At 71.8% G+C, this 22749-nt stretch carries 17 protein-coding genes and 1 pseudogene; 8 read left to right on the top strand and 10 right to left on the bottom strand.

Annotated elements, in window-relative coordinates; translation table 11 throughout:
- Positions 1-55: 55 nt before the first annotated feature.
- Positions 56-1534, bottom strand: coding sequence for a CYTH and CHAD domain-containing protein (locus AB0O34_RS05695; RefSeq protein WP_363913003.1), 1479 nt, complete (start codon positions 1532-1534; stop codon positions 56-58).
- An 86-nt stretch (positions 1535-1620) separates the two neighbouring features.
- Here AB0O34_RS05695 and AB0O34_RS05700 point away from each other — a divergent pair, with 86 nt between their 5' ends.
- Together AB0O34_RS05700 and AB0O34_RS05705 are read left to right on the top strand one after the other, a co-directional pair.
- Positions 1621-2670 carry a sigma-70 family RNA polymerase sigma factor gene (locus AB0O34_RS05700; protein ID WP_363913005.1) on the top strand — a complete coding sequence of 350 codons (1050 nt, stop codon included), beginning with the start codon at positions 1621-1623 and terminating at the stop codon, positions 2668-2670.
- Positions 2671-2735: 65 nt separating this feature from the next.
- Positions 2736-3278, top strand: a complete 543-nt coding sequence (locus AB0O34_RS05705) for a dihydrofolate reductase family protein (RefSeq protein ID WP_363913007.1) — start codon at positions 2736-2738, stop codon at positions 3276-3278.
- A 52-nt stretch (positions 3279-3330) separates the two neighbouring features.
- Here the strand turns inward: AB0O34_RS05705 and AB0O34_RS05710 are convergent, their stop codons facing one another.
- Positions 3331-4101, bottom strand: a complete 771-nt coding sequence (locus AB0O34_RS05710) for a trans-aconitate 2-methyltransferase (protein ID WP_363913009.1) — start codon at positions 4099-4101, stop codon at positions 3331-3333.
- 57 nt (positions 4102-4158) lie between these two features.
- Here AB0O34_RS05710 and AB0O34_RS05715 point away from each other — a divergent pair, with 57 nt between their 5' ends.
- Positions 4159-4701 carry a MarR family transcriptional regulator gene (locus tag AB0O34_RS05715; protein WP_363913010.1) on the top strand — a complete coding sequence of 181 codons (543 nt, stop codon included), beginning with the start codon at positions 4159-4161 and terminating at the stop codon, positions 4699-4701.
- A gap of 34 nt (positions 4702-4735) precedes the next feature.
- Here the strand turns inward: AB0O34_RS05715 and AB0O34_RS05720 are convergent, their stop codons facing one another.
- Together AB0O34_RS05720 and AB0O34_RS05725 are read right to left on the bottom strand one after the other, a co-directional pair.
- A complete protein-coding gene (locus AB0O34_RS05720) occupies positions 4736-6538 on the bottom strand; it encodes an ABC-F family ATP-binding cassette domain-containing protein (protein ID WP_363913012.1) in 1803 nt (600 codons plus the stop codon).
- Between the two features lie 48 nt (positions 6539-6586).
- Positions 6587-7540 carry a 4-(cytidine 5'-diphospho)-2-C-methyl-D-erythritol kinase gene (locus AB0O34_RS05725; protein WP_363913032.1) on the bottom strand — a complete coding sequence of 318 codons (954 nt, stop codon included), beginning with the start codon at positions 7538-7540 and terminating at the stop codon, positions 6587-6589.
- Between the two features lie 219 nt (positions 7541-7759).
- On the opposite strand from AB0O34_RS05725, the gene AB0O34_RS05730 reads away from it, so the two are divergent.
- Positions 7760-9175 carry a serine/threonine-protein kinase gene (locus tag AB0O34_RS05730; protein WP_363913034.1) on the top strand — a complete coding sequence of 472 codons (1416 nt, stop codon included), beginning with the start codon at positions 7760-7762 and terminating at the stop codon, positions 9173-9175.
- Positions 9172-10680: a hypothetical protein gene (locus tag AB0O34_RS05735; RefSeq protein WP_363913014.1), complete on the top strand. Its 1509-nt coding sequence runs from the start codon at positions 9172-9174 to the stop codon at positions 10678-10680. Before AB0O34_RS05730 ends, AB0O34_RS05735 begins: the two co-directional genes overlap by 4 nt.
- 12 nt (positions 10681-10692) lie before the next feature.
- Here AB0O34_RS05735 and rsmA read toward each other — a convergent pair whose 3' ends face one another.
- Positions 10693-11550, bottom strand: coding sequence for a 16S rRNA (adenine(1518)-N(6)/adenine(1519)-N(6))-dimethyltransferase RsmA (gene rsmA, locus AB0O34_RS05740; protein WP_363913036.1), 858 nt, complete (start codon positions 11548-11550; stop codon positions 10693-10695).
- A 101-nt stretch (positions 11551-11651) separates the two neighbouring features.
- Between rsmA and AB0O34_RS05745 the strand changes: the two genes are divergently transcribed.
- Both AB0O34_RS05745 and AB0O34_RS05750 read left to right on the top strand, forming a co-directional pair.
- Entirely contained in the window at positions 11652-13643 is a 1992-nt protein-coding gene (locus AB0O34_RS05745) for a protein kinase (RefSeq protein WP_363913016.1), read from the top strand.
- Complete coding sequence (locus AB0O34_RS05750; protein ID WP_363913018.1) at positions 13640-15151, top strand: VCBS repeat-containing protein; 1512 nt, start codon at positions 13640-13642, stop codon at positions 15149-15151. The genes AB0O34_RS05745 and AB0O34_RS05750 overlap by 4 nt, the downstream gene beginning before the upstream one ends.
- An 88-nt stretch (positions 15152-15239) precedes the next feature.
- Here AB0O34_RS05750 and AB0O34_RS05755 read toward each other — a convergent pair whose 3' ends face one another.
- The 4 genes from AB0O34_RS05755 to AB0O34_RS05770 form a co-directional block, all read right to left on the bottom strand.
- Complete coding sequence (locus AB0O34_RS05755; RefSeq protein WP_363913020.1) at positions 15240-16139, bottom strand: ubiquitin-like domain-containing protein; 900 nt, start codon at positions 16137-16139, stop codon at positions 15240-15242.
- Between the two features lie 229 nt (positions 16140-16368).
- Entirely contained in the window at positions 16369-17220 is an 852-nt protein-coding gene (locus AB0O34_RS05760; protein ID WP_363913022.1) for a TatD family hydrolase, read from the bottom strand.
- A gap of 94 nt (positions 17221-17314) precedes the next feature.
- Positions 17315-19096 carry a methionine--tRNA ligase gene (metG, locus tag AB0O34_RS05765; protein WP_363913024.1) on the bottom strand — a complete coding sequence of 594 codons (1782 nt, stop codon included), beginning with the start codon at positions 19094-19096 and terminating at the stop codon, positions 17315-17317.
- A gap of 147 nt (positions 19097-19243) precedes the next feature.
- Positions 19244-20467: a glycosyltransferase family 2 protein gene (locus AB0O34_RS05770; protein WP_363913026.1), complete on the bottom strand. Its 1224-nt coding sequence runs from the start codon at positions 20465-20467 to the stop codon at positions 19244-19246.
- A gap of 111 nt (positions 20468-20578) precedes the next feature.
- On the opposite strand from AB0O34_RS05770, the gene AB0O34_RS05775 reads away from it, so the two are divergent.
- Complete coding sequence (locus AB0O34_RS05775; RefSeq protein WP_363913028.1) at positions 20579-22096, top strand: hypothetical protein; 1518 nt, start codon at positions 20579-20581, stop codon at positions 22094-22096.
- Here the strand turns inward: AB0O34_RS05775 and AB0O34_RS05780 are convergent.
- Positions 22093-22749: pseudogene (locus tag AB0O34_RS05780) on the bottom strand (phospholipid carrier-dependent glycosyltransferase); the annotation flags it as partial. The gene AB0O34_RS05775 and the pseudogene AB0O34_RS05780 overlap by 4 nt on opposite strands.

A 22749-nucleotide genomic window follows, 5' to 3' on the forward strand; every position in this document is an offset into this window, starting at 1 on the left:
CGTCGACCCGGGCCTCCTTGAGCACCGCGACCACGTCGGCCGGAGTCTCGGTCCCTCAGGAGCCGGTGACGTCGGCCCAGACCGCGGGGAACTCCGAGTGGGAGCGATCGGCCTCGGCGCGTTCGATGCCGAGGAGCAGCCCGTAGGTGAAGGTGTCCTCGCCCGCCTCCCGCGCCCTCTGTGCCTCCTCCAGCACGATCTGCTGGGCCACGATGCCGTCCTGGTACAGCCCGAGCACCTCCTGTACGGCCTTGGCGCGATTGGCCAGCACGAAGGCCTGGTCTCCCAGCAGGGGTTTGAGCGCGTCGGCGGTGTAGCGGGCCCGCTTGGCCGCCTTGCGCACGCCGTGCATGGCGATCTCGCGCTGCTCGGCGTCCTCGATGGCCTGGGCCTTGTCGTACTTGCCGACCACGCGCTTCCAGCTCTTGCCGGCGACCTTCGCGAGGGTCTTGGCCGCGTCCTTGATGGCCAGCGGGGTGAGCGGCGGGTTCGCGACCAGCGCGTCCAGCCTGTCGAGCAGGGCGAAGTAGCGCTCCCCGCTCATCACCTCGGTGACGCGCGCGAGGGCCTCCCGCTCGCGTTCGGCCAGGTCGTCGCCGAGGCGGGTGCCGATCCTGCCGACGACCAGGTCGGGGTCGAGCGTGTCGAGGTGCCCGGCGAACCGCCAGCGGATGACCTCCAGGTCGCGCACCTCGCCGAGGGCGTTCGCGATCCACCGCAGCTCGTCCTGGAGGCCGGAGGTCTCGGCGATCACTCCGGAGAAGGACTGCAGCGCGCTGCGCAGGCGGCGACTCGCCACCCGCATCTGGTGGACCGCGTCGGGGGCGGCCCGCCGCACCTGCGGATCCTGGGCGACCAGGGCGGTCACCTGGGACTTCAGATAGTCGACGACGACCCGGCCGGCCGTACCCTCGTCGAGGTCGGGGATCGCCGTGACCGGGATGCGGGGGCCGAGAAGGCGGGCGAGCTTGTTCGCCGAACCGGCCGGCGTGGCGCCGGCCTTGCGCAGGATCTTGCCGACCCGCTTGAGCACGTCGGCGTCCCCGCCGATGATCTCGGCCTCCACCTCGCGCCAGCGGTCGACGTGGCGGTCCTCGCCGAACACCGTGCCCTTGACGTGGTCGTCCGCGACCTCCAGCAGCGGACGGCCGTCGGCGTCACGCAGGCTGGTCACCTTGCGGAGGGTCTCCAGCTCGGCGACCGGGACGAGCGGCTCGCCCCTGGTGTACGCGTGGACCAGGTCGGCCAGCTCCCGTGGCACGATCTTGGCACTCCTGGTCAGCGGGCGGGCGATCTCGTCGCGGACGCCCTTGGCCTTCGGCAGCTTGAGATGCCAGCCGGCGTCCTCGCCGCCACGCCGCCTGCGCAGGGTGATCCCCCGCGCGGCGAGCCTGAGATCGGCCGTGTCGAAGTAGAGGGCGGTCAGCCGGTGGCTCACCAGATCGACCGCTTCCGCGCAACCCGGAACCCCGCTGAGCTCTGGAGTCTCGAACTCCGCCGGCACATCGAACTTGTCTTCGATCTCGATCGCCATGCTTACCCCGCAGCCAGCCTACTTTCGACCATAATGTCACTTTCAGCTGAACGAGGGATGGTGCAGGCACGGACGGAGGGTGATCGTTGGCGGTTGGTGAGGACGATGTGGTGGTGGCCGCCGCGCGAGCGGGCGACGAATCCGCGTTCGCCGCGCTCGTCGAGCGCCATCGCCGAGAGCTGAGGGTGCACTGCTACCGGATGCTCGGCTCGTTCGAAGAGTCGGAGGATCTGGTGCAGGAGACGTTCCTGCGCGCGTGGAAGAGCATCGGCGGCTTCGAGGGCCGCTCGACGCTGCGGACCTGGCTTTACCGCATCGCGACCAACGCGTGCCTCGACGCCCTGGACGGCCGGGCACGCCGGGTGCTCCCGCACCACGTGACGGCGCCGTCGGATCCGGACGTCCCGCTGCCGCCCGACACCGAGATCGCCTGGCTGCAGCCGTTCCCCGACCGGTTGTGGGAGCCGGCCGCGCCGAGCGAGGCGCGGCCGGACACGGTCGCGGTCGCCAGGGAGACGATCGAGCTGGCGTTCCTGGCGGCGATCCAGCATCTGCCGCCGAGGCAGCGGGCGGTGCTGATCCTGCACGACGTGCTCGGCTGGCCGGCGAAGCAGACCGCGGCGCTGCTTTCCGGCAGCGTGGCGTCGGTGAACAGCGCACTGCAACGGGCCCGCGCGACGCTGAGGGAGCACCTGCCCGAGCGCCGCCTGGAGTGGGCGCCGTCGGCGGAACCCACCGACCAGGAGCGGGCGGTGCTGCGGCGGTACATGGAGGCGGTCGAACGTGCCGACGTCGCCGGGGTCGCGGCCTTGCTCGCCGAGGACGTGCGCGCGACGATGCCGCCGTACCTGATGTGGTTCCAGGGGCGCGAGGCGGTCGTGGCCACGCTGGCGGAGAGCTGGGACCCGGGCTCGCCCCATTATGTGGGCCGGTTCCGGATGGTGCCCACGGGGGCCAACCGGCAGCCGGCCGTGGCGTCCTACGTGCGGGGCCCCGGCGACCCCGCCTACCGCGCCTTCGCGATCGTCGTGCTGGGCGTCGAGGACGGCCGCGTCGCGGAGCTCACGGCCTTCCACGATCCCGGCCTGTTCCCGGCGTTCGGCCTGGCCGCGGCGTTGCCACCGGCGCACCGATGAGTTTTCGCGCGATCCTCCGTCTCAACGGGGTCAGCCGGAAACCACTCCTCGACGGAGGTCAGATCATGGGTAAGTTGATGTATTCGGTCACCATGTCGCTGGACGGCTTCATCGCCGGCCCAGGTGGTGACATGTCGTGGCTCACCGAGCATCTCGGGCCCAATCCGCTGGTGGGCGAGGTCATCGAGCAGATCGGCTCCCTGCTCGTCGGCAACCGCACCTTCGGCGGGGACGACCCCCACAGGGGCACCGACAAGGAAGGCAAGCCGTTCGGCGGGGGCTGGGACGGACCGCAGTTCGTGCTCACTCACCACGCTCCTGACATCAAGGTGCCGGGCGTCACCTTCGTCGGCGACCTCGACAGCGGCGTCGCCGCCGCCAAGGCCGCCGCGGGTGACAAGTACGTCAACGTCCTCGGGGCCGGCGTCGCCCGGCAGTGCATCGAAGCGGGGGTGCTGGACGAGATCCTCGTGCTGATCGCGCCGGTCCTGCTCGGCGACGGCGTCCGGCTGTTCGACCACCCGGGCGGCACCAACATCAAGCTCGAACGCCTCAGCCTGAGCGAGGCGCCGGGGGCGACTAACCTCTGGCTACGCGTCCTCAAGTGAGTCCTTCGCGCTCACCGGGATGACCGCGCCGGCACGAAGGTGACCACGTCGCTCACCGCGGTGAGCGCGCCACCACGAACACGCGCCGGAACGGGAACGCCGTGCCGTACGGCTCGCGCGGGTAGGCCTCGCCCAGCTCCCGCGCGCAGTCGGCCAGGAACGCCTCGCGCCTGTCGCCGGGCCCGAGACGGTCGAGCATCGGCCGCAGGGCCGTGCCCATGATCCAGTTGAGCACGGCGTTCTCACCCTGGAGCAGGTGGACGTAGGTCGTCTCCCAGGCGTCGACCTCGCACCCGGCCCCGGCGAGCAACGCGAGGTAGCCCTCGGGGCCGTCCACGGGGTCGTGGCGCACCAGGTCGCCCAGCTCGTCCTCCCAGGCGGCCGTGCGGCAGAGCCGTCTCACGATCTTGTGGCTCGGGGCGTCGAAGTTGCCCGGCACCTGGAAGGCCAGCCACCCTCCTGGGGCGAGATCGGCGACCCAGCGCGGAAGCAGCTCGCGGTGCTCGGGCACCCACTGCAGGAGCGCGTTGGAGACGATCACGTCGACGGGGCGCTCGGGGCGCCAGGAACGCACATCGCCCACGCTGAAGGCAGGCCCTTCGGGCGCCTTGGCGATCATCGCGGGCGAGGAGTCGACGCCGTGGACGGCAGCGCGCGGCCAGCGGCGGGCGAGCTCGGCGGTCAGCTCGCCCGTGCCGCAGCCGAGGTCGACGACGTAGTCGGGGCTCTCGGCGCGGACGCGTCCGACCAGCTCGAAGAACGGGCGGGCACGCTCGTCGGCGTACCGGACGTATACCGTGGGGTCCCAAATATCTCTTGACATCAAGATAAGTCTTATAACCAGAGATGTCTCGATGTCAAGAGAGATAGACTCGACCGCATGACGACGCGCCGAAACGATGGGGCCGCCGAAGACTCCGTGCGGGACGAGGTGGATCAGCTCGTCATGTCCTGGCGGCAGGAGCGTCCCGACCTCGACGTGTCGCCTCTCCAGGTGTTGAGCCGGGTGTCCCGGCTCGCGCGGCACCTCGACCGCGCCCGCCGGGCGTCCTTCGCCGAGCACGGCCTGGAGCCCTGGGAGTTCGACGTGCTGACCACGCTGCGCCGCTCCGGCGAGCCATACGAGCTGAGCCCCGGGGCCCTGCTGCGCGCCACCCTGGTCACCTCGGGCACGATGACCAACCGCATCGACCGGCTCGCCGCCGCCCGGCTGGTGCGCAGGCGCCCCGACCCGGAGGACCGGCGCGGCGTGCTGGTGTCGCTCACCGACCTTGGACGTGAGCGCGTCGACGAGGCCTTCGCCGACCTGCTCCGGCGCGAGCGCGACCTGCTCGCCGGCATCGACCCGAGCGACCAGCGCACCCTGGCCGCGCTGCTCCGCACGATCTTGGTGCCCTTCGACTCCGCCGAGAACGGCGCCTGACCCACTCGCGCGAACGGCTCCTGCCCTTGAGGAGCTATTCGCCGAGCCTCTCGGCGAGCTCCATCCATTCGAGCTCGATGGACTCCTTCTGCGCCCGCAGATCCTTGAGCTCGGCGTCGAGGGAGGCCAGCCTGCCGTAGTCGGAGGCCGAGTCGGCCATGGCGGCGTGCAGCGTGGCCTCGCGCCCGCTGATCTTGTCGAGCTGGCGCTCGAGCCTGGACAGCTCCTTCTGGGACTCGCGCAGCTCCTTGGCGGACGGCCCCGAGGGCGCCGCCTCGCGCGCCTCGGCGGCGGGAGCCGCACCCGACGCCGACGAGCCGGCACGCGCCGTGAGGGCCGCGCCCGACGAGCGGCGCTGGAGGTACTCGTCGACGCCTCCGGGCAGGAGCGACAGGCTGCCGTCGCCCAGCAGGGCCACGCAGCGGTCGGTCACCCGCTCAAGGAAATAGCGGTCGTGACTGACGAGGATCAGCGTGCCCGGCCAGGCGTCGAGAAGATCCTCCAGCTCGTTGAGAGTCTCGATGTCGAGGTCGTTGGTGGGCTCGTCCAGCAGCAGCACGTTGGGGTCGTCCATGAGCAGCCGCAGCAGCTGGAGGCGCCGCCGCTCGCCGCCCGACAGGTCGCCGACGACCTTCCACTGGGCGTCGCCGCGGAAGCCGAGCCGCTCCAGCAGCTGCGAGGCGGTCCACTCGCGCTTGCCGACCTGGATGAACTTGCGGATCTCCTCGACGGTCTCCAGCACGCGCCGGCCGGGGTCGAGCTCGGCCAGCTCCTGCGACAGGTGTGCCAGCCGCACCGTCTTGCCCCTGACGACCTTGCCGGAGTCGGGCTTCACCGAGTCGGCGAGCAGGCGCAGCAACGACGACTTGCCCGAGCCGTTGACCCCGATCAGCCCGACGCGGTCGCCGGGGCCGAATTGCCAGGTGCACCGGTCGAGCACGAGCGGGCCCTGGCCGGGGCCACCGGCGTGCAGGGTGACGTCGCCGAGATCGTAGACGGTCTTGCCGAGCCGGGCGGAGGCGAACTTCACCAGCTCGACGGTGTTGCGCGCGGGAGGCTCGTCGGCGATCAGCGCCTGGGCCGCCTCGATGCGAAACTTGGGCTTGGACGTGCGCGCGGGCGGGCCGCGGCGCAGCCAGGCGATCTCCTTGCGCATGAGGTTCTGGCGGCGCTCCTCGGTGGCCTGGGCGACGCGCGCCCGCTCGGCCTTCGCCAGGACGTACGCGGCGTAGCCGCCCTCGTAGCGCTGGACGGTGCCGTCGACGACCTCCCACGTGCGCGTGGAGACCGCGTCGAGGAACCACCGGTCGTGGGTGACGACGAGCAGGGCGGACCTGCGGGCCGAGAGGTGGCCCGCCAGCCAGGCGATGGCCTCGATGTCGAGGTGGTTGGTCGGCTCGTCGAGGATGACCAGGTCGTGCTCCTCGATCAGGATGCGCGCGAGGGCCGTGCGCCGCCGCTCGCCGCCGGAGAGCTCGCCGACCCTCGCCGACAGCTCGATGTCGCCGAGGAGGTTGGCCAGGATCTCCCTGACGGCCTGGTCGCCGGCCCACTCGTGCTCGGCGCGGTCTCCGAGCACGACCTGCCGCACGGTGTGCGCGGGGTCGAGGTCGTCGCGCTGGGAGAGGAACCCGATGCGCAGGCCCCGGGTGTGCGTCACCCGGCCGCCGTGGGGCTTGACCGTGGCGGCGATCACGGAGATGAGGGTGGTCTTGCCGTCGCCGTTGCGCCCGACGACGCCGATGCGGTCGCCCGCCTCGATGCCGAGGGAGACGTCACCGAGCAGGGGCTTCGGCCCGTAGGCATGGGAGACGGATTCGAGGTTTACCAGATTCATCGCACTCAAAGCCTATCGGCCGCCCATGCGCGCCGTGCCATGCGGAACTCAGGGCCGGGGATCCACGATCGTCGCTCCGGGTACCGGACCGTGGGCCGTGACGGCCGAGCGGCAGACGCCCGCCACTTCCAGCACCATCGCGAGGCTGGCCGCATGGGCCTCGGACTCGGCCAGAAAGGCGCAGGTGGGGCCGGATCCGGAGACCAGCGCGCCAAGGGCGCCGTGCTCCCGTCCGGCTTCGAGGGTGCGGGCGAGCGGGCGGGACAGCATCAGCGCGGCGGGCTGCAGGTCGTTCGAGAGCACCTTGCCGAGCGTCGCGGCGTCTCCCGCGCTCAGAGCCTCCATGAGCCCCTCGTCGGCCTGGGGCCATCCGACCTGCTCTCCTGTGGCCTCGCGCAGCCGGTCGCACTCGGCGTACACCCGGGCGGTGGACAGGCCGCCCTCCGCGAGCGCGAAGACCCAGTGGAACCGCCCGGTGACCGGGGCGGGCACGAGCATCTCGCCCCGGCCGGTGCCCACGGCCGTGCCGCCGAGCAGGGCGAAGGGCACGTCGCTCCCGAGCCCGGCGGCGATCTCCATGAGCTCCTGCCGGGGCAGGCCGAGCCCCCACAGCTCGTCGCAGGCCACCAGCGCGGCGGCGGCGTCGGCGCTGCCCCCGGCCATGCCGCCCGCGACGGGGATGGCCTTGCGGATCAGCAGGCGGGCGCTCACCGGCCGTCCCGCGCGCTCGGCCAGGGCGAAGGCGGCCTTCACCGCGAGGTTCTCGGCGTCGACGGGCACCTGGTCGGCGGACTCGCCCTCGACGCCCACCATGACCGTGACCCGCTCGGAGACGACGCCCCCGACCAGGTCGCCGGGGAGCACCGACAGGTCGTCCGAGGCGGTGACCTCGTCGAACAGGGAGACGGCGTGGAAGACGTTCACCAGGTCGTGGTAGCCGTCGTCGCGCGGCGGGCCCACGGAGAGCTGGAGGTTGACCTTGGCGGGCACGCGGACGGTCACGGAAGTCACGGAACCCGATCGTAATGCTCTGCCCGGCCCGATCCGGCGAACGCCGCTCAGCATCTTGGATAAGCGACATGTCCCCGATACGAGGACAAAGGTCGATACGGTGAGCGTTTGCGGGGCTTCGGGGTGACGTGAAGGAGAGCATCCATCGACGGCCAGAACATCGCCTCCCCTCTGGAGAAGGGCGATCCCGCCGAGATCGGGCCGTACACGCTGACCGGACGGCTCGGCGAGGGCGGCATGGGCACGGTCTACCTGGGCACGTCCGCCACGGGGCAGCAGGTGGCGATCAAGGTCGTCAAGCGGCAGTTCACCGAGGACACCGGGTTCAGGGCACGGTTTCACTCGGAAGTCGCCAGCGCGCGCAAGGTGGCGTCGTTCTGCACGGCCAGGGTCCTCGACGACGGCGTGGCCGAGGACGGCCGCCCGTACATGGCCACCGACTACATCGCCGGCACCCCGCTGTCCACGCAGGTGACCAGGTACGGCCCGCTGGAGGAGTCCCCGCTGGTCGGCCTGGCCTTCGGCGTCTGCGCCGCGCTCGCCGCGATCCACGCGGCGGGGCTGGTCCACCGCGACCTCAAGCCCGGCAACGTGATCCTCTCGACGACCGGGCCGCGCGTCATCGACTTCGGCATCGCCCGCGCTCTGGACGGCCTCACCGGCCCGACCCTGACGGGCGAGGTCGTCGGCACGCCCGGATGGTGGGCCCCCGAGCAGATCGACGGACGCCCGGTCACCCCGGCGACGGACGTCTACGCCTGGGCATGCCTGGTCGCCTACGCGAGCAGCGGGCGCCACCCCTTCGGCGAGGCCGACCCGATGACGGTGGCCTACCGCATCCTGCACCAGGAGCCCGAGCTGCGCGGCCTGCCCGAGCCGCTCGACCGCCTGGTCGCGCGCGCCCTGGACCGCGACCCCGCCGCCCGTCCAACGGCGCAGGAACTCCTGCTCGCCCTCATCGGAGGCGACACCGCCTCGGACGGCCCCTCGACCCGCGTCATGGAAGCGATGTGGGAGCCTCCGGACAACCTGCGCGCCCGTCCGGAAGCCCCCGGCGAGCGACCGCGCGGGCCGCGCAGGAGGCGGAGGACGTGGGCGCTCGTCGCGCTGGCCGCCGTACTGGCCGTGTCCGCCGCCGCGGTGGTGGCCCGGTGGGACCCTACGGCCACGGGCACCGCGACGTGGAACGGAGAGGCGGACACCCCCATCCGCGCGAACGACGTCGGGCGGCGGATCCTCGTCGGCGACCAGGGCCTGCAGATCGTCGTCCACCAGCCACCCGACTGCGGAAAGCCGCTCGACCTGGACGGTGAGCGGATCGCGGACCTGCGGTCGTGCCGCGCCTACTGGTTCGTCATGAACATGGGCGGGACGCCGATCAAGCTCGCCGGCTTCCTCGAACTCGTCGACGACCAGGCCCGGCGGCACAAGGTCACCCGCGTCATCCGCGCCGACGACCACTTTCCCCCGGGCGCCGGCCCGGTGCCCGGGAGTGGGGCCGTGGACATCCAGCCCGGGCAGGTGCTCGCCTTCGGCGGGGAGTACGCCGTCCCCGAAGGGCGGCTCGCCGTAGCCCTCGTGGGACAGGTCATCAGCGGCGGCGAGAGCATCGAGGTACGCGTGTGAGACGGCTCCTGCTGGCACTGGCCCTCCTGCTGGGCACCCTGGGCGCCGCCCCCGCGTACGGCTCGGCGTACGGCTCGGCCGCCGATGGCTGCGCGAACGCCGGCACGGCGGACTTCGACGGCGACGGCTTCAACGACGTCGTCGTCGGCGATCCGCTCGGCGACCCTCCCGGCACGTGGGCCGGAGGGGGGCACCTGTTCTTCCTGCGGGGCACCCGCGAGGGATTCCCCGGCGTGCGCGGCACGCCCTTCGGCGGCGGCGGCCTGGCCGGCTGGGTCGCCCGCGCGGGCCACATCGACGGTGACCGCTGCCTGGACCTGGTGGTCGCGAGCCCCTACTGGACGGGCTCCGCCGCGGAGGGCGCGGGCGGCGGCGCCACCTCGGTTCCCGGGGCCGGCAATGTCCACGTCTACTGGGGCGGCCCCGGCTTCGGCCGTACGAACGCGGGCCGCGTCGAGCTGCGCGCGCCCGAGCAGCGCAACGGCGCGCACTTCGGCTGGTCGCTGGCCGTCGCCTCCGGCCTCCTCGCCGTGGGCGCGCCGTACGAGGACGCGGACGGCGTCCCCGACTCCGGCGCGGTCTACCTGTACGGCTTCGGCGGCGCCGACGGCCGCAGGCCGCAGGCGCCCCGCCGGGTCACCCAGCAGTCGCCCGGCGTTCCCGGCAACGGCGAGGCCGGTGACCTGTTCGGATGGTCGGTCGCCCTCGGCGCGCTCGGCGGCGGGCCCGCCCCGGACCTCGCCGTCGGTGCGCCGTACGAGGACACCGACAGCGCGGCCACGGCCATGCCCGACGCCGGAGCGGTGACGGTCCTGTACGACGCCGGGGCGGGGACGGGCTACCGGGGCACAGGATGGAACCTGTCCGAGCTCACCCAGCGGGTGCCGGCCCAGGGGGGCGACCTGTTCGGGTACTCCCTCGCCTACGGGGAGAAGACCGGCGTGGGCTTCCTCGCGGCCGGCGCTCCCCACGCCGACCCGGCCGCCACCCGGGACGCCGGGGTCGTCCAGCTCATCCGGCGGGGCCGTCCGGGGCAGGATCCGCAGCCCGCCGGGACGCTGTGGCAGGGCGTCCACGGGGTCGCGGAGGTCTCCGAGCCGCACGACGCGTTCGGCTTCTCGCTGGCGTTCTCGGGAGGTGACCTGGTCGTGGGGGTGCCGTTCGACGGCGATGGCACGCACCCGGAGACCGGCGCGGTCCACGTCATCCCCCTCGCGGAACCCGACCTCGCCGACACGAGCGGCGGCCAGGATTTGCCCTGGCCGCCCGGCCGCCTGATCAGGGCCAAGACGCCGCAGACCTACGACCACTTCGGCTGGTCGGTCAGCGGCGCGGGCGGCGGCTGGCTGGTCATCGGCGTCCCCGACAGGGAGAGGATCGGCGCGGTCGCGCTCGCCCCGCAGGCAGGCGGCGACGCCCGGATGCTGCGCCCGGGCGACGGGAGGATCACCCCGTTCCCGGGCCGCGTCCAGGGGGCCGACTTCGGCGCCGCCGTCGCCGGGTAGCGCCCTCGGAGATCAGGGACGGTTCTCGGCGATCCTGGCGAAGTCCTCGACGCGCAACTGCTCCCCCCGCTCCGACGGGTCGATGCCCGCCGCCCGCAGCGCCACCTCCGCGGCGGCGGCCGAGCCCGCCCACGAGGCCAGCGCGGCCCTGAGGGTCTTGCGGCGCTGGGCGAACGCCGCGTCGACCACCGCGAAGACCTCCTCGCGGGAGGCGGTGGTCTCCGGCGGCTCCCTGCGGGACATCGCCACGAGCCCGGAGTCGACGTTGGGCGCCGGCCAGAAGACGGTGCGGCCGACCGGGCCGGCGCGGCGCACGTCGGCGTACCAGGCCGCCTTGACGGACGGCACGCCGTACACCTTGGAGCCGGGGCCCGCGGCCATGCGGTCGGCCACCTCGGACTGGACCATCACCAGCCCTCTGCTCAGCGAGGGCAGCACCTCCAGCAGGTGGAGCACGACGGGCACGGCCACGTTGTACGGCAGGTTGGCCACCAGCGCCGTCGGCGCCCGTCCGAGCTGGCCGGGCCGTACGCGCATCGCGTCGGCCTGGACGACGGTGAGCCGGTCGGCCAGCGACGGGGCGCGGTCGGCGACCGTCAGCGGGAGCTGGGTGGCGAGGACGGGGTCGATCTCGACCGCGATCACCTGACGGACCTCGGGGAGAAGTGCGAGAGTGAGGGACCCGAGCCCCGGACCGACCTCGATCACCACGTCCTCGGACGACACCTCGGCCACCCTGACGATGCGCCGCACAGTGCCGCCGTCGATGACGAAGTTCTGCCCGAGCCGCTTGGTCGGACGAAGATCGAGCTTGTCCGCCAGATTACGTATTTCTACTGGACCGAGCAGACTAACAATTGAACTCCCCATCCACCCAGTGTCCCGCACCGAATGGTCTCCAGCGGAAGGTGACTGAACACCTCAAGCGCCCTACCACCCGTAACCGATCTTCAAGCGGGAGGAAAGTGGGCATGGGTAGTTTGGCCGGGCCCGGAAGCGAGGAGGCGTCGTCAGTGGACCGTGCCGGTACGGAACCGTTACAACCGTTTGATCCACCACGGATCGGGCCGTACCGATTACTCGGCCGACTCGGTCAGGGCGGCATGGGCACGGTGTACCTCGCCGAGGCCCCCACCGGGAGACCGGTCGCCGTCAAGGTGGTCAAGGCCGAGTTCACGGTGGACGAGGGTTTCGCCATGCGGTTCCACGCCGAGGTGTCCAACGCCCGCCGGGTCGCGTCGTTCTGCACGGCGCAGGTGCTCGACAACGGCAACGCCGGCGACGGCCGGCCGTACATGGTGACCGAGTACATCGCGGGTACGCCGCTGTCGGCGCAGATCTCCCGCTACGGCGCGCTGGAGGCCGGGACACTGCACGGCGTCGCCCTCGGCGTGGCCGCGGCCCTCGCGGCCATCCACGTCGCGGGCCTGGTGCACCGCGACCTCAAGCCCGCCAACGTGATCCTCTCGATGTCGGGCCCCCGCGTGATCGACTTCGGCATCGCCCGCGCCCTGGACGCGACCCAGGGGGTCACGAAGTCCGGCGAGCTGCTGGGCAGTCCCGGCTGGTGGGCCCCCGAGCAGGTGCGCGGCGAGGAGATCTCCCCCGCGGCCGACGTCTTCGCCTGGGGGTGCCTGGTCGCCTACGCCGGCAACGGGCGGCATCCGTACGGGCGCGGCGACATGATGACCCTCGCATCACGCGTGCTGACCGGCAAGCCCGACCTCGGCACCCTGCCCGCGCCACTCGACCGGCTGGTGCGGCTGGCCACCGATCCCGATCCCCGGCGCAGGCCCTCCGCGCAGGATCTGCTGATCGCGCTGGTGGGCGGCGACATCGCGCGGCCGGGCCCGGCTCCCTCGCCGGTGTCATCGGCGGATCCTCCGACGCTCGTGGCCACCGAGATGCTGAGCGCGTCGTGGGAGCCCCCCGCGAACGTCGCCGCCGCCCTCACAGAAACGGCCCCCGGCAGCGCGTCCAACAGCGCGTCCAACAGCGCACCCGACAGGGCCTCCGACAGAGCCTCCGACAGGGCCTCCGACGCTGTCTCCAACAGGGCCTCAGAAAACGACCCCGGCTGGGACTCCGGCAGCGGGCCCGACACCGACGACACCCAGCCGGGTATGTCGCTCCCCGGCCTCGCCTACCACCTCAGGACCGCTCCCCACCCCGAAGCCCCTGGGACCCCCTCTCGCCCAGAAACCCCTGAAACCTTTAAGATCCCCTCCGGCCTCGAAGCCGGGACGGCCTCAGGCCCCGAAGTCGCATCCTCCCCCGAGGCTTCCCCGCCCGGTGCTCCGGTTCAGGAGACCCGGGTCCCGGCCACCTCCGTGCTCGAAGACCCGCCCTTCCCGGGCGCGCGGGCGGACGACACCCATCCTCAGGCCGGCACGACCGCCGCCACGGTGCCGTCCCTCGTGCCCGCCCCGCAGCAGGAGGCGCCGAGAAGGTCCCGCAGGTGGCTGCTGCCGGCGCTGACCGTGCTCGCGGGGCTCGTCGTCACGGGCGGGGTGCTGGCGATGGTGCTCTACGGCCGCTCACAGGTCCGCGCGACCGGCGCGGCCGCCGTCACCACCCCCGCCGTGCCCGAGACCGACGTGGGCAGGCGCTTCACGACGGGTTCGTTCATCGAGGACGCGCAGTTCGTCATCCCGAGGCCCGCCAGGTGCGGGCTGACCTCCTACGAGAATGCCACGCCATCAAAGGGCCGCTTCTGCGTGATCGGGTGGACCCTGATGAACCCTGGCGGCGCCTCCGCCACGCCCCCCACCGAACCGCCGGTCCTGGTGGACGACCGGGGCGGCGAGCACGAGGTGGACCCGTCCTCCACGGCCGTGCCCGACACCCTCTACCCCGGCGACAAGGTCGACGGGGTGTTCGTCTACGACGTGCCCCCGGCACGCGACGCGGCCGTGCTCAAGCTGCGGGTCTCCGACACAAAGACGATCGAGGTACGGCTGTGACGTGGCGCTCGCTTCTCGTGTCCCCGCTGGTCGCCGGGCTCCTGGCGGCGTCCCTGACCGGGGCGGCCCCCTCGCGCGCCGACGCGGCGGCCGACTGCTCCAAGGCCGGCGCCGCCGACTTCGACGGCGACGGCCGCGACGACGTGGCCGTGGGCGACCCGCTGGCGGACGCCGCCGGCGTGCCGGGGGCCGGGGCCGTCCACATCCTGCCCGCCGACGGGAGCGGCGGCGGCTTCGTGGTCACCGCGCCCGACGCGGGCGCCGGTGCCGCCTTCGGCTGGACGGTCCGCACGACCCACGTCGACGGCGACGGATGCCTGGACGTCGTCGTGGGCGCCCCCTACGCGGAGACCGACGGGACGGCCGGCGCGGGAGCCGTGTACGTGATCCATGGCGGGGCCAAGGGCGGCCGGGTGCCTCCCAAGGCCGTCGAGAAGCTCCCGCCCCCGCAGCCGGAGGTGAACGCGCACTTCGGCTGGGCCCTGGCGGCCGCCGGGCCGAAGGACGGCCCGGGAGGCGTGATCGCGGTCGGAGCGCCGTACGAGGACGCCGACAGCACCGGCGACGCGGGCGCGGTCTACGTGTACCCCGCTCGGGCGGACATCGGGCCCCGCACGCCCAAGCGCGTCACCCAGGAGGGCGAGGGCGTCGTGGGCAACAGCGAGGAAGGCGACATGTTCGGCTGGTCGCTGGTGTTAGGCCACCTAGGCGGACAGGCCCGCGCCGCCGACCTCGCGATCGGCACGCCGTACGAGAACGACGACGGGGTGGGCAAGCAGGGCGCGGACTCCGGCAAGGCGGACACCGGAGCCGTGGAGGTCATCTTCGACGTCGCCGAGGCGGGCGAGACCTACACCAGCGTGAAGTGGGGCATCCCGGAGTCGGTCAAGGACGTCAAGGAGCACGTGGGTGACCGGTACGGCTACGCCCTCGCCTACGCGGAGTTCGGCGGCAAGCCGTACCTCGCGGCAAGCGCTCCCCTCGCCGACGTGGCAGGAGTGGCGGACTCCGGCCTGGTGCAGACCTTCCAGGCCGACCAGTCCGGGAAACTCCAGCCGGCGAGGACCATCCGGCTCGGCGCCAAGGGCCTGGAGGGCCGGCCCGCCGAGGCGAAGGCCGCCCTCGGCTGGTCGCTGGCCATGCTCGCGGCGCCGAAGGCCCTCTACCTGGCCATCGGCAGCCCGTTCGACTCCGGTGGCGGGGCGGAGGCGGGCGCGATCAGTGGGGTGCTTCTGAGCGGCGAAGGGGACGCCCTGGCGGCCCGGCTGGACGAGCCGCACGCCCACGACCACCTCGGCTGGTCCGTCGCCTCCTTCGGCGCCACCGACCCGTTCGCCGCCGGTACGGGCCTGCTGGCCGGGGTGCCGGACGAGCGCTCGTCTCCCGGCGGCGCGGTCGCGGTGATGCGGGAAGGGAGCCCCACCCGGCTGCTGGTGCCCGGACGCGGCGGAGTGCCCGCCGTGCCCGAAGGTTCACCGGCCGACTTCGGCGCCTCGGTCAGCGGCTGACCGCGTCCGTCAGCGGCTGACCGCGTCCGTCAGCGGCTGCCGGCTCAGGCGATCGGCAGGAGGCCTTCCGGGGGTGGCGGCCGGCGCGTCAGCGGGTGAACAGGCGGGCGCCGCAGCCGGGCCACTGGCCGCGCCACCGGCCGGCGACCCTCTGGTAGAGCAGCTGCGCCCGGTAGGTCTGCTCGGGCGCCGACCAGTCGAGCGGCGTCTTGCTGCCACCCACGGCCTGCCACATGGGCAGGCTGAACTGGTACATGCCGTAGTAGGGCCCGCGCGGATTGAACGACTTGGGGTTGGCGAGCGTCTCGCACCGCGCCAGCGCGGTCCAGTTGAGCGAGGCGACGGACGGGCTGACCGCCACCGTGTGGACCGGGGCCGGAGGCGCGGCCGGGATGATGCGGATCACCTCGCTGTCCTCCGGGAAGGCGCCCATCGGCGGGCGCACCTTGTCACCCTTGGCCAGGGTGATCTTCTGCTGGGCGAGCACGGCCCGCACCGTGCGGCCGGTGGTCACCGCGTCCAGCCGTACGCCGCCCCTGACGACGGTCACCCGGCGATGGGTCCGGACGTCCAGCGAGAAGCCCGACACCGGGATCTGCCGCATCCTGGACGCCGACAGCGTCGCCCGGCGGCCGGTCAGGTGGAACTGCTGGAGGACCTCGCCCACGTTGAGCGCGGTGACCGTGTGGGTGCTCTTCCTGCCGTCCACGGTGAGGACCAGCGGCCTCGCGTGCCGTACGACGATCGCGGTGCCGTCGCGCACCTCCGCCGACCGGGTGGGATACACCTTGTCGGCCGGGCCGACCGGGACCTTCGCGTCGGCGAGCACGTCGCGCACGGTGGCGCCGAAGGTGCGGACCGTCGTCTCGCCGCCGTCGACGGCGAGACGCACCTCCTTCGTCAGCACCACCCCGGTGAGCAGCCCGAACGAGACCCCCGCCGCGACGGCGCAGACCACGCCGGTCCAGGGCGAGCGGATGCCGGCCACGAGGCCTGAGCGGAGGCGAGAGGGGCGGCGGGGGGCGCGACGCGACCCGGCACGCCGGGCGGCGGGTCTCGGGGCCGGTGCTGAATCCACTGCGCGTCCTTCGGGGTAGACCGGCTGACGACGCTAGCGCCGCCTTACGGATGCCTCAACCGGATCACCGAAACCAGTCTGTTACATGACCGGCACTTTGGGTCACCGGCTTCACCATGACCGTGACGAGCCGCGCCGTTCACCAGGCACCGAAGACGCGCTCCCCGTTGGCGCTGATCGCGCGGGCCAGGTCGTCGACGTCCACGTCTTTGACCTGGGCGAGGCAGCGCATCGTGAGCGGGATCAGGTAGGGCGCGTTGGGCTTGCCCCGGTGGGGGGTGGGCGGCAGGTAGGGGGCGTCGGTCTCGACGAGGATCAGCTCCTGCGGCGCCACCCGGGCGGCCTCGCGGAGGTTGGCGGCGTTCTTGTACGTGACCGGCCCGGAGAAGGACATGAAATATCCGGCATCGACGCACTGGCGGGCCATGCCGGCATCGCCGGAGAAACTGTGGAACACCACCACCTCCGGCGCCCCCTCCTCGGCCAGGACGCGGAGCACGTCGTCATGGGCCTCGCGGTCGTGGATCACCAGCGCCTTGCCCGTGCGCTTCGCGATCTCGATGTGCGCGCGGAAGGAGGCCTCCTGGTCGGCGCGGGAGGCCCAGTCGCGGTAGTAGTCGAGGCCGGTCTCGCCCACGGCCCGCACATGGGGCTCGCGGGCGAGCTTCTCGATCTCGGCCAGCGTCTCGGGCGTGGCCGCGTGGGCCTCGTTGGGGTGGATCGCCACCCCCGCGTAGACGCCCTCGTGGTCGCGCGCGGCCTCGGCGTTCCACCGGGAGGACCGCAGGTCGTACCCGATGGTCACCAGTCTGGTGACGCCGACCGCCCGCGCGTCGGCCAGAATGCGCCCGACACTGCCCTCGGACGCCTGGGCGGCCAGCGCCACCGGATCACCCGACGACGCCTTGCGGTCGCCGACCATGATGTCCAGGTGGCAGTGGCTGTCGAACACCTCGGCGCCCAGCGGCGGCGGGGCGGGAACGGTGGTCACTGGAGACTCCCCATCGTGCTGACCGGCTCGCGTGAACGACCCACTGGACTCACTGAGCCCAGTGGGCTCGCTGGATTCACTCCGCTCGCGCGGTTCACTCGGCGAGGCGGGCGAGCTCCTCGTCGACCAGCTTGGTGTCGAGCTTGCGGAACAGCGGCGTCGGCGGGGCCAGCGGGACGCCCGCCCGGATCGGCCTGGACTCCCACACCGCCGCGCCGTCGTACTGCCCGGTGATGACGCGGTAGGGGGTGCCGCCGTCCTCGTCGACCTCATGGATCTCGGGCATCCCCGACCAGACGCCCTCGCCGCCGAGCATCGAGTAGATCTTGTTCGAGGAGCCCGGCAGGAAGGGCGTGAGCAGGGTCTTGGCGTCGTCGACGATCTGGAGGGAGACGTGCAGGATCGACTTCACCCGGTCGGGGTCGTCCTTGATCTTCCACGGCTCCTGCTCGGCGAGGTAGCGGTTGGCGTCCCGCACGACGTCGAAGGCCTCGGTGATGGCGTTCTTGAACCGGGACCTGCCCAGCTCGGCGCCGACGGCCGGGAAGGCGGCCCGGCTGCGCGCGAGCAGCGCCCGGTCGGCGTCGGTCAGCTCGCCGGCCTCCGGCACCACGCCGAAGTTCTTGGCGGCCATCGAGATCGACCGGTTGACCAGGTTGCCCCAGGCGGCGACGAGCTCGCCGTTGTTGCGGTTGACGAACTCGGACCAGGTGAAGTCGGTGTCCTGGTTCTCGGGGCCCGCCACCGAGATGTAGTAGCGCAGGGCGTCGGCGTCGTAACGCTCAAGGAAGTCGCGGACGTAGATCACGACCTGGCGGCTGGAGGAGAACTTGCGGCCCTCCATCGTCAGGAACTCGCTGGAGACCACCTCGGACGGCAGCGCCAGCTTGCCGAGCGACCCGGCCGTGCCGCCGCGCGCCCCCTCACCGTTGTAGCCGAGCAGCATCGCGGGCCAGATCTCGGCGTGGAAGACGATGTTGTCCTTGCCCATGAAGTAGTAGCCGCGGGCGTCGGGGTTCTGCCACCACTGGCGCCAGGCCTCGGGGTCGCCGGACCTGCGCGCCCACTCGATGGAGGCGCTGAGGTAGCCGATGACCGCGTCGAACCAGACGTAGAGCCGCTTGTCGCCGCGGTCGCTCCACCCGTCGAGCGGGATGGGCACGCCCCAGTCGAGGTCGCGGCTGATCGCGCGGGGCTGCATGTCGCCGAGCAGGTTGAGCGCGAACTTCAGGACGTTGGGCCGCCACTCGCCCTGCTTGGAGTGCATGTAGCCGGCCAGCGCCTCGGCGAAGGCGGGCAGGTCGAGCATGAAGTGCTCGGTCTCGATGAACTTGGGCGTCTCGCCGTTGACCCGGCTCTTGGGGTTGACCAGCTCGATCGGGTCGAGCTGGTTGCCGCAGTTGTCGCACTGGTCGCCGCGCGCCCCGTCATACCCGCAGATGGGGCAGGTGCCCTCGATGTAGCGGTCGGGGAGCGTGCGGCCGGTGGACGGGGAGACCGCGCCCATCGTGGTCTTCGGGAAGATGTAGCCGTTGTTGTAGAGACCCTTGAAGATCTCCTGGGTGACGGCGTAGTGGTTGCCCGTCGTGGTGCGGGTGAACAGGTCGTACGAGAGACCGAGGGCGGTGAGGTCGTCGGTGATCACCCGGTTGTAGCGGTCGGCGAGCTCGCGGGCGGTCACGCCCTCCTTGTCGGCCTGCACCTGGATGGGCGTGCCGTGCTCGTCGGTCCCACTGATCATCAGCACCTTGTTGCCCGCCATCCGCTGGTAGCGGCTGAAGACGTCGGACGGAACCCCGAACCCGGAGACGTGCCCGATGTGGCGGGGACCGTTGGCATAGGGCCAGGCGACGGCGGTCAAAATGTGCTGGGACATGGGACAAGCCTAGACGGCCGGACATGGCGTCTCGAACGCATTACAAAGGTTGCGCCGATCCTCCCGCACGGGATGGCCGGTCGGCAGCGGGCAAGTGCCCGGCAGGCGGCCGGGGTGCGGCGTTGCGCCTGACGCGGTCGAAGCCTGTCAGGCGGCGGGGGTGGCCTCGCGCTTGACGGCCTCCGCGGCCTCCTCGGCGGCGGAGGCGGCGACGTCGACCGGCGTCTCCTTGGTGCGGCGGATGCCGAGGATGCTGATGAACAGCGCGGCGAAGATGGTCTGGAAGCTCATGATGAGGGCGGTCGCGGACGGCACGACCAGGCGCAGCGACTCGGCCGGGATCAGCTCGCCGAAGTTGCGCACCTGCCAGTGGGCCAGCGACGCGACCATGCCCGCGAGGCCGCCGATCGCCAGCAGGCTGCCCGCGACCAGGCCCTTCTCGAGCGTGACCACGTCGACGAGGCGCTGGATCCGCCTGTCCTCGGGAAGGAAGCCCTCCTCCGCGGCGTACACCTTGGTGAACAGGCCGAACAGCACCGCCTGGAAGCCGATCACGACCATCGCCGACGCGCCCACCAGGGTGTCGACGTCGAAGGCGAGCTTGCCGATGTACACCGGGCCGAAGGTGAGCGCGGCGCCGGCCACCAGGCCGAGGGCCATCAGCACGGCGCCGGGGATCAGGAACAGCCAGCGGGGGCTGTAGAGAAGCAGGAAGCGCAGGTGGCGCCAGCCGTCGCGCCACGAGCGCAGGTGCGGCGGGCGGGAACGGCCGTCGCGCGCGAGGGTCGTCGGGACCTCGCGCACGTCGAGGCCCTGCAGCGTGGCCTTGACGACCATCTCGCTGGCGAACTCCATGCCGCCGGTCTGCAGGCCGAGGTTGAGGATCGAGTCGCGGCGGAACCCGCGCAGGCCGCAGTGGAAGTCGCGGATGGCGCTCGGGAAGAACAGCCGGCCGATGAACGAGAGCACGGGGTTGCCGAGGTACTTGTGGAGCGGGGGCATGGCGCCCGGCTCGATGCCGCCCCGGAAGCGGTTGCCCATGACCAGGTCGGCGCCCGAGCGCAACTCCTCGACGAAGGGCAGCAGCGCCGTGAAGTCATACGAGTCGTCGGCATCGCCCATGATCACGTAACGGCCGCGGGCGGCGCGGATGCCGCCGATCAGGGCGTTGCCGTAACCCTTCTCGTCCACGTGGACCACGCGGGCTCCCGCGTCGCGGGCGAGTTGCTGGGATCCGTCGGTGCTGCCGTTGTCAGCGATCACCACCTCACCCTCGATGCCGTGCTCCGCCATGCAGGCCAGCGCCTTGCGGACACACGTTTCGACGGTCTCCGCCTCGTTCAGGCATGGCATGACCACGGTCAGTTCCACGTCGAAACCCCTCGTTTGCGCCTCGATCATCCGGTGCGTAGTTAGACCATGATGCCCTCTGCCCCCAGTTGCTCGGGTCAAGTCCGCGAAAGGGCTGGCATCCTGTAAACCATGGTGACCGTTGCCGAACCGGCGCAGGCCGATGTGCCCACGCCGAGCAAGGGTGTGCGCCTCCTGGGCTTCCTGAAGCAGCGCCGCCTTTCCGTGATCGCCTTCACGCTGGGCTCGCTGCTCAGGGTGATCGCGATGCTCGGCTACCGCCCGGCGATGTGGTTCAACGACTCCTACGAGTACGTCTCGGTCGCTTTGCACCCCCGCCCGCATCCCATCCGACCGGACGGCTACGCGTTCTGGCTGCTGATCCTCAAGCCTTTTCACAGCTTCGCGCTGGTGGTCTTTACACAACACCTCATGGGCCTGGCGGCGGCGGTGCTGATCTATGTGCTTCTGAGACGCAAATTTGGGCTGCCCGACTGGGGCGCGACCATCGCCACCGTGCCGGTGCTGTTCGACGCCTACCAGATCCAGCTGGAGCAGATGGTCATGTCGGACACCATGTTCACGCTGCTCATCGTGGCGCTGGTCACGGTGGTCCTCTGGCACAGGAAGATGTCGTGGAAGACGGGCGCCGCCGTCGGCCTGCTTCTGGCGCTCACCGCGCTCACCCGCAGCATCGGGCTGCCCATCCTCGCGGTGGTCGTGGTGTTCCTGCTCATCAAGCGCACCCACTGGAAGGCGATCGCGGCGGTGGTGACCGCCTGCGCTGTGCCGGTCGTGGCGTACATGGGGTGGTTCGCCAGTGCGAACGGCCAGTTCGCGATGACCCAGAGCGACGGGCTGATCCTCTACATGCGCACGGCGAAGTTCGCCGACTGCAAGAAGATCAAGCCCGACCTCCAGCGCGAGCAGGACCTGATCCCGCTGTGCAACAACCCGAGCATCGAGCGCAGCGAGTTCTCCCAGCTCTACCTCTGGTACAGCGGCCTCGGCGAGGTGCTGCACCGCTGGGGCACCGACAAGTTCGACAGGTCGATCAACGACGCGGCGGGCAAGTTCGCCAAGCGCGCGATCCTGGCCCAGCCGGGCGACTACCTGTCGGCGGTCACCGGCGACCTGCTGCGCAGCTTCCGCTGGGACCGGCCGGTCTTCCCCGACGCCAACACCTGGAACCAATACCAGTTCTTCAACAAGGGCGTCAGCAAGAAGGATCCCGTAAGGCAGATGTCGTCGGTGCCCAAGTGGCCGAGCTACCCCCAGGGGAGCACCACCGACCGCGACGTGGTGGCCTACGAGCAGGGCCGGGCCAGCACCAGGGCCTACTGGCCGTGGGCGACCTTCATGGAGCGCTACCAGCGCATCTTCTACCTGCCCGGCCTCGGCGTGGGCCTGGCCCTGCTGGTGGGCATCGCCGGCGTCGTGGTCCGCTGGCGCCGGCTGGGCGGCCCCGCGCTCCTGCCGCTGGTGGCCTCCGCCGCCCTGGTGGTCGCCCCGGCAGCCACCGCCGAGTTCGACTACCGCTACCTGCTGCCCGCCGCGCCTCTGGCGTTCCTCGCCGCCGCCATCGTGCTACGCCGCGTACGTCCGCGCCGCGAACCGTCCGCCGTGCCCGTCGAAGAGGCGGCCGTCTAGATCCAGCTGCGGAAGAGCATGCGGCGGTTCCAGTCGTCGTAGGGGATGAGCTCCGCGGTCAGCACCGGGTACAGCCAGCCGAAGTTGACCACGCTCAGCAGCATGAAGGCCCCGACGACCGCGGCGCCGACGGCCCTGCGCGTCGTGTCCACCCTGGCGGGCCCGATGAGCAGCCCGGCGACGAGGGTCAGCGCCAGGATCATGAACGGCAGCATGGGCGCCATGTAGAACAGGAACATCGTGCGCTTGTCCGCCACGGCGTAGTAGAACCACGGCAGCCATCCGGCGGCGTATGCCAGCAGCACGGCCCCGGCCCGCCAGTCGCGGGTGGACACGTACCAGGCGATCAACGCGATCAACGCGAGCACGGCGCCGAACCAGATGACCGGCGTGCCCACCCCGAGCACGGCCTCCGAGCACTTCGCGGCACCGCACCCCTTGCTGTCGGTGGGGTAGTAGAACGCGACCGGCCGCAGCAGCAGGGGCCACTCCCAGGGCCACGACTGGTAGTCGTGCGGGTCGGCGAGGCCGGTGTGGAATCCGAGCACCTGCAATTGGTAGTCCACCCACGACCGCAGCGAGCTGAACACCCAGTAGGCCCAGCCGCTGGAGGTGGCCTGGGCCCAGTTGCGGCCGTACCCGTAGGCGCTGGC

The organism is Sphaerisporangium sp. NPDC088356, from assembly GCF_040685555.1.
Taxonomy (GTDB): Bacteria; Actinomycetota; Actinomycetes; order Streptosporangiales; family Streptosporangiaceae; genus Sphaerisporangium.

Excerpts from the sequence above, each read along its gene's own strand:
- AB0O34_RS05695 (WP_363913003.1), bottom strand. The coding sequence starts at position 1,534 with ATGGCGATCGAGATCGAAGACAAGTTCGATGTGCCGGCGGAGTTCGAG.
- AB0O34_RS05705 (WP_363913007.1), top strand. The coding sequence starts at position 2,736 with ATGGGTAAGTTGATGTATTCGGTCACCATGTCGCTGGACGGCTTCATC.
- AB0O34_RS05710 (WP_363913009.1), bottom strand. The coding sequence starts at position 4,101 with ATGTCAAGAGATATTTGGGACCCCACGGTATACGTCCGGTACGCCGAC.
- AB0O34_RS05715 (WP_363913010.1), top strand. The coding sequence starts at position 4,159 with ATGACGACGCGCCGAAACGATGGGGCCGCCGAAGACTCCGTGCGGGAC.
- AB0O34_RS05720 (WP_363913012.1), bottom strand. The coding sequence starts at position 6,538 with ATGAATCTGGTAAACCTCGAATCCGTCTCCCATGCCTACGGGCCGAAG.
- rsmA (WP_363913036.1), bottom strand. The coding sequence starts at position 11,550 with ATGGGGAGTTCAATTGTTAGTCTGCTCGGTCCAGTAGAAATACGTAAT.
- AB0O34_RS05745 (WP_363913016.1), top strand. The coding sequence starts at position 11,652 with ATGGGTAGTTTGGCCGGGCCCGGAAGCGAGGAGGCGTCGTCAGTGGAC.
- metG (WP_363913024.1), bottom strand. The coding sequence starts at position 19,096 with ATGTCCCAGCACATTTTGACCGCCGTCGCCTGGCCCTATGCCAACGGT.
- AB0O34_RS05775 (WP_363913028.1), top strand. The coding sequence starts at position 20,579 with ATGGTGACCGTTGCCGAACCGGCGCAGGCCGATGTGCCCACGCCGAGC.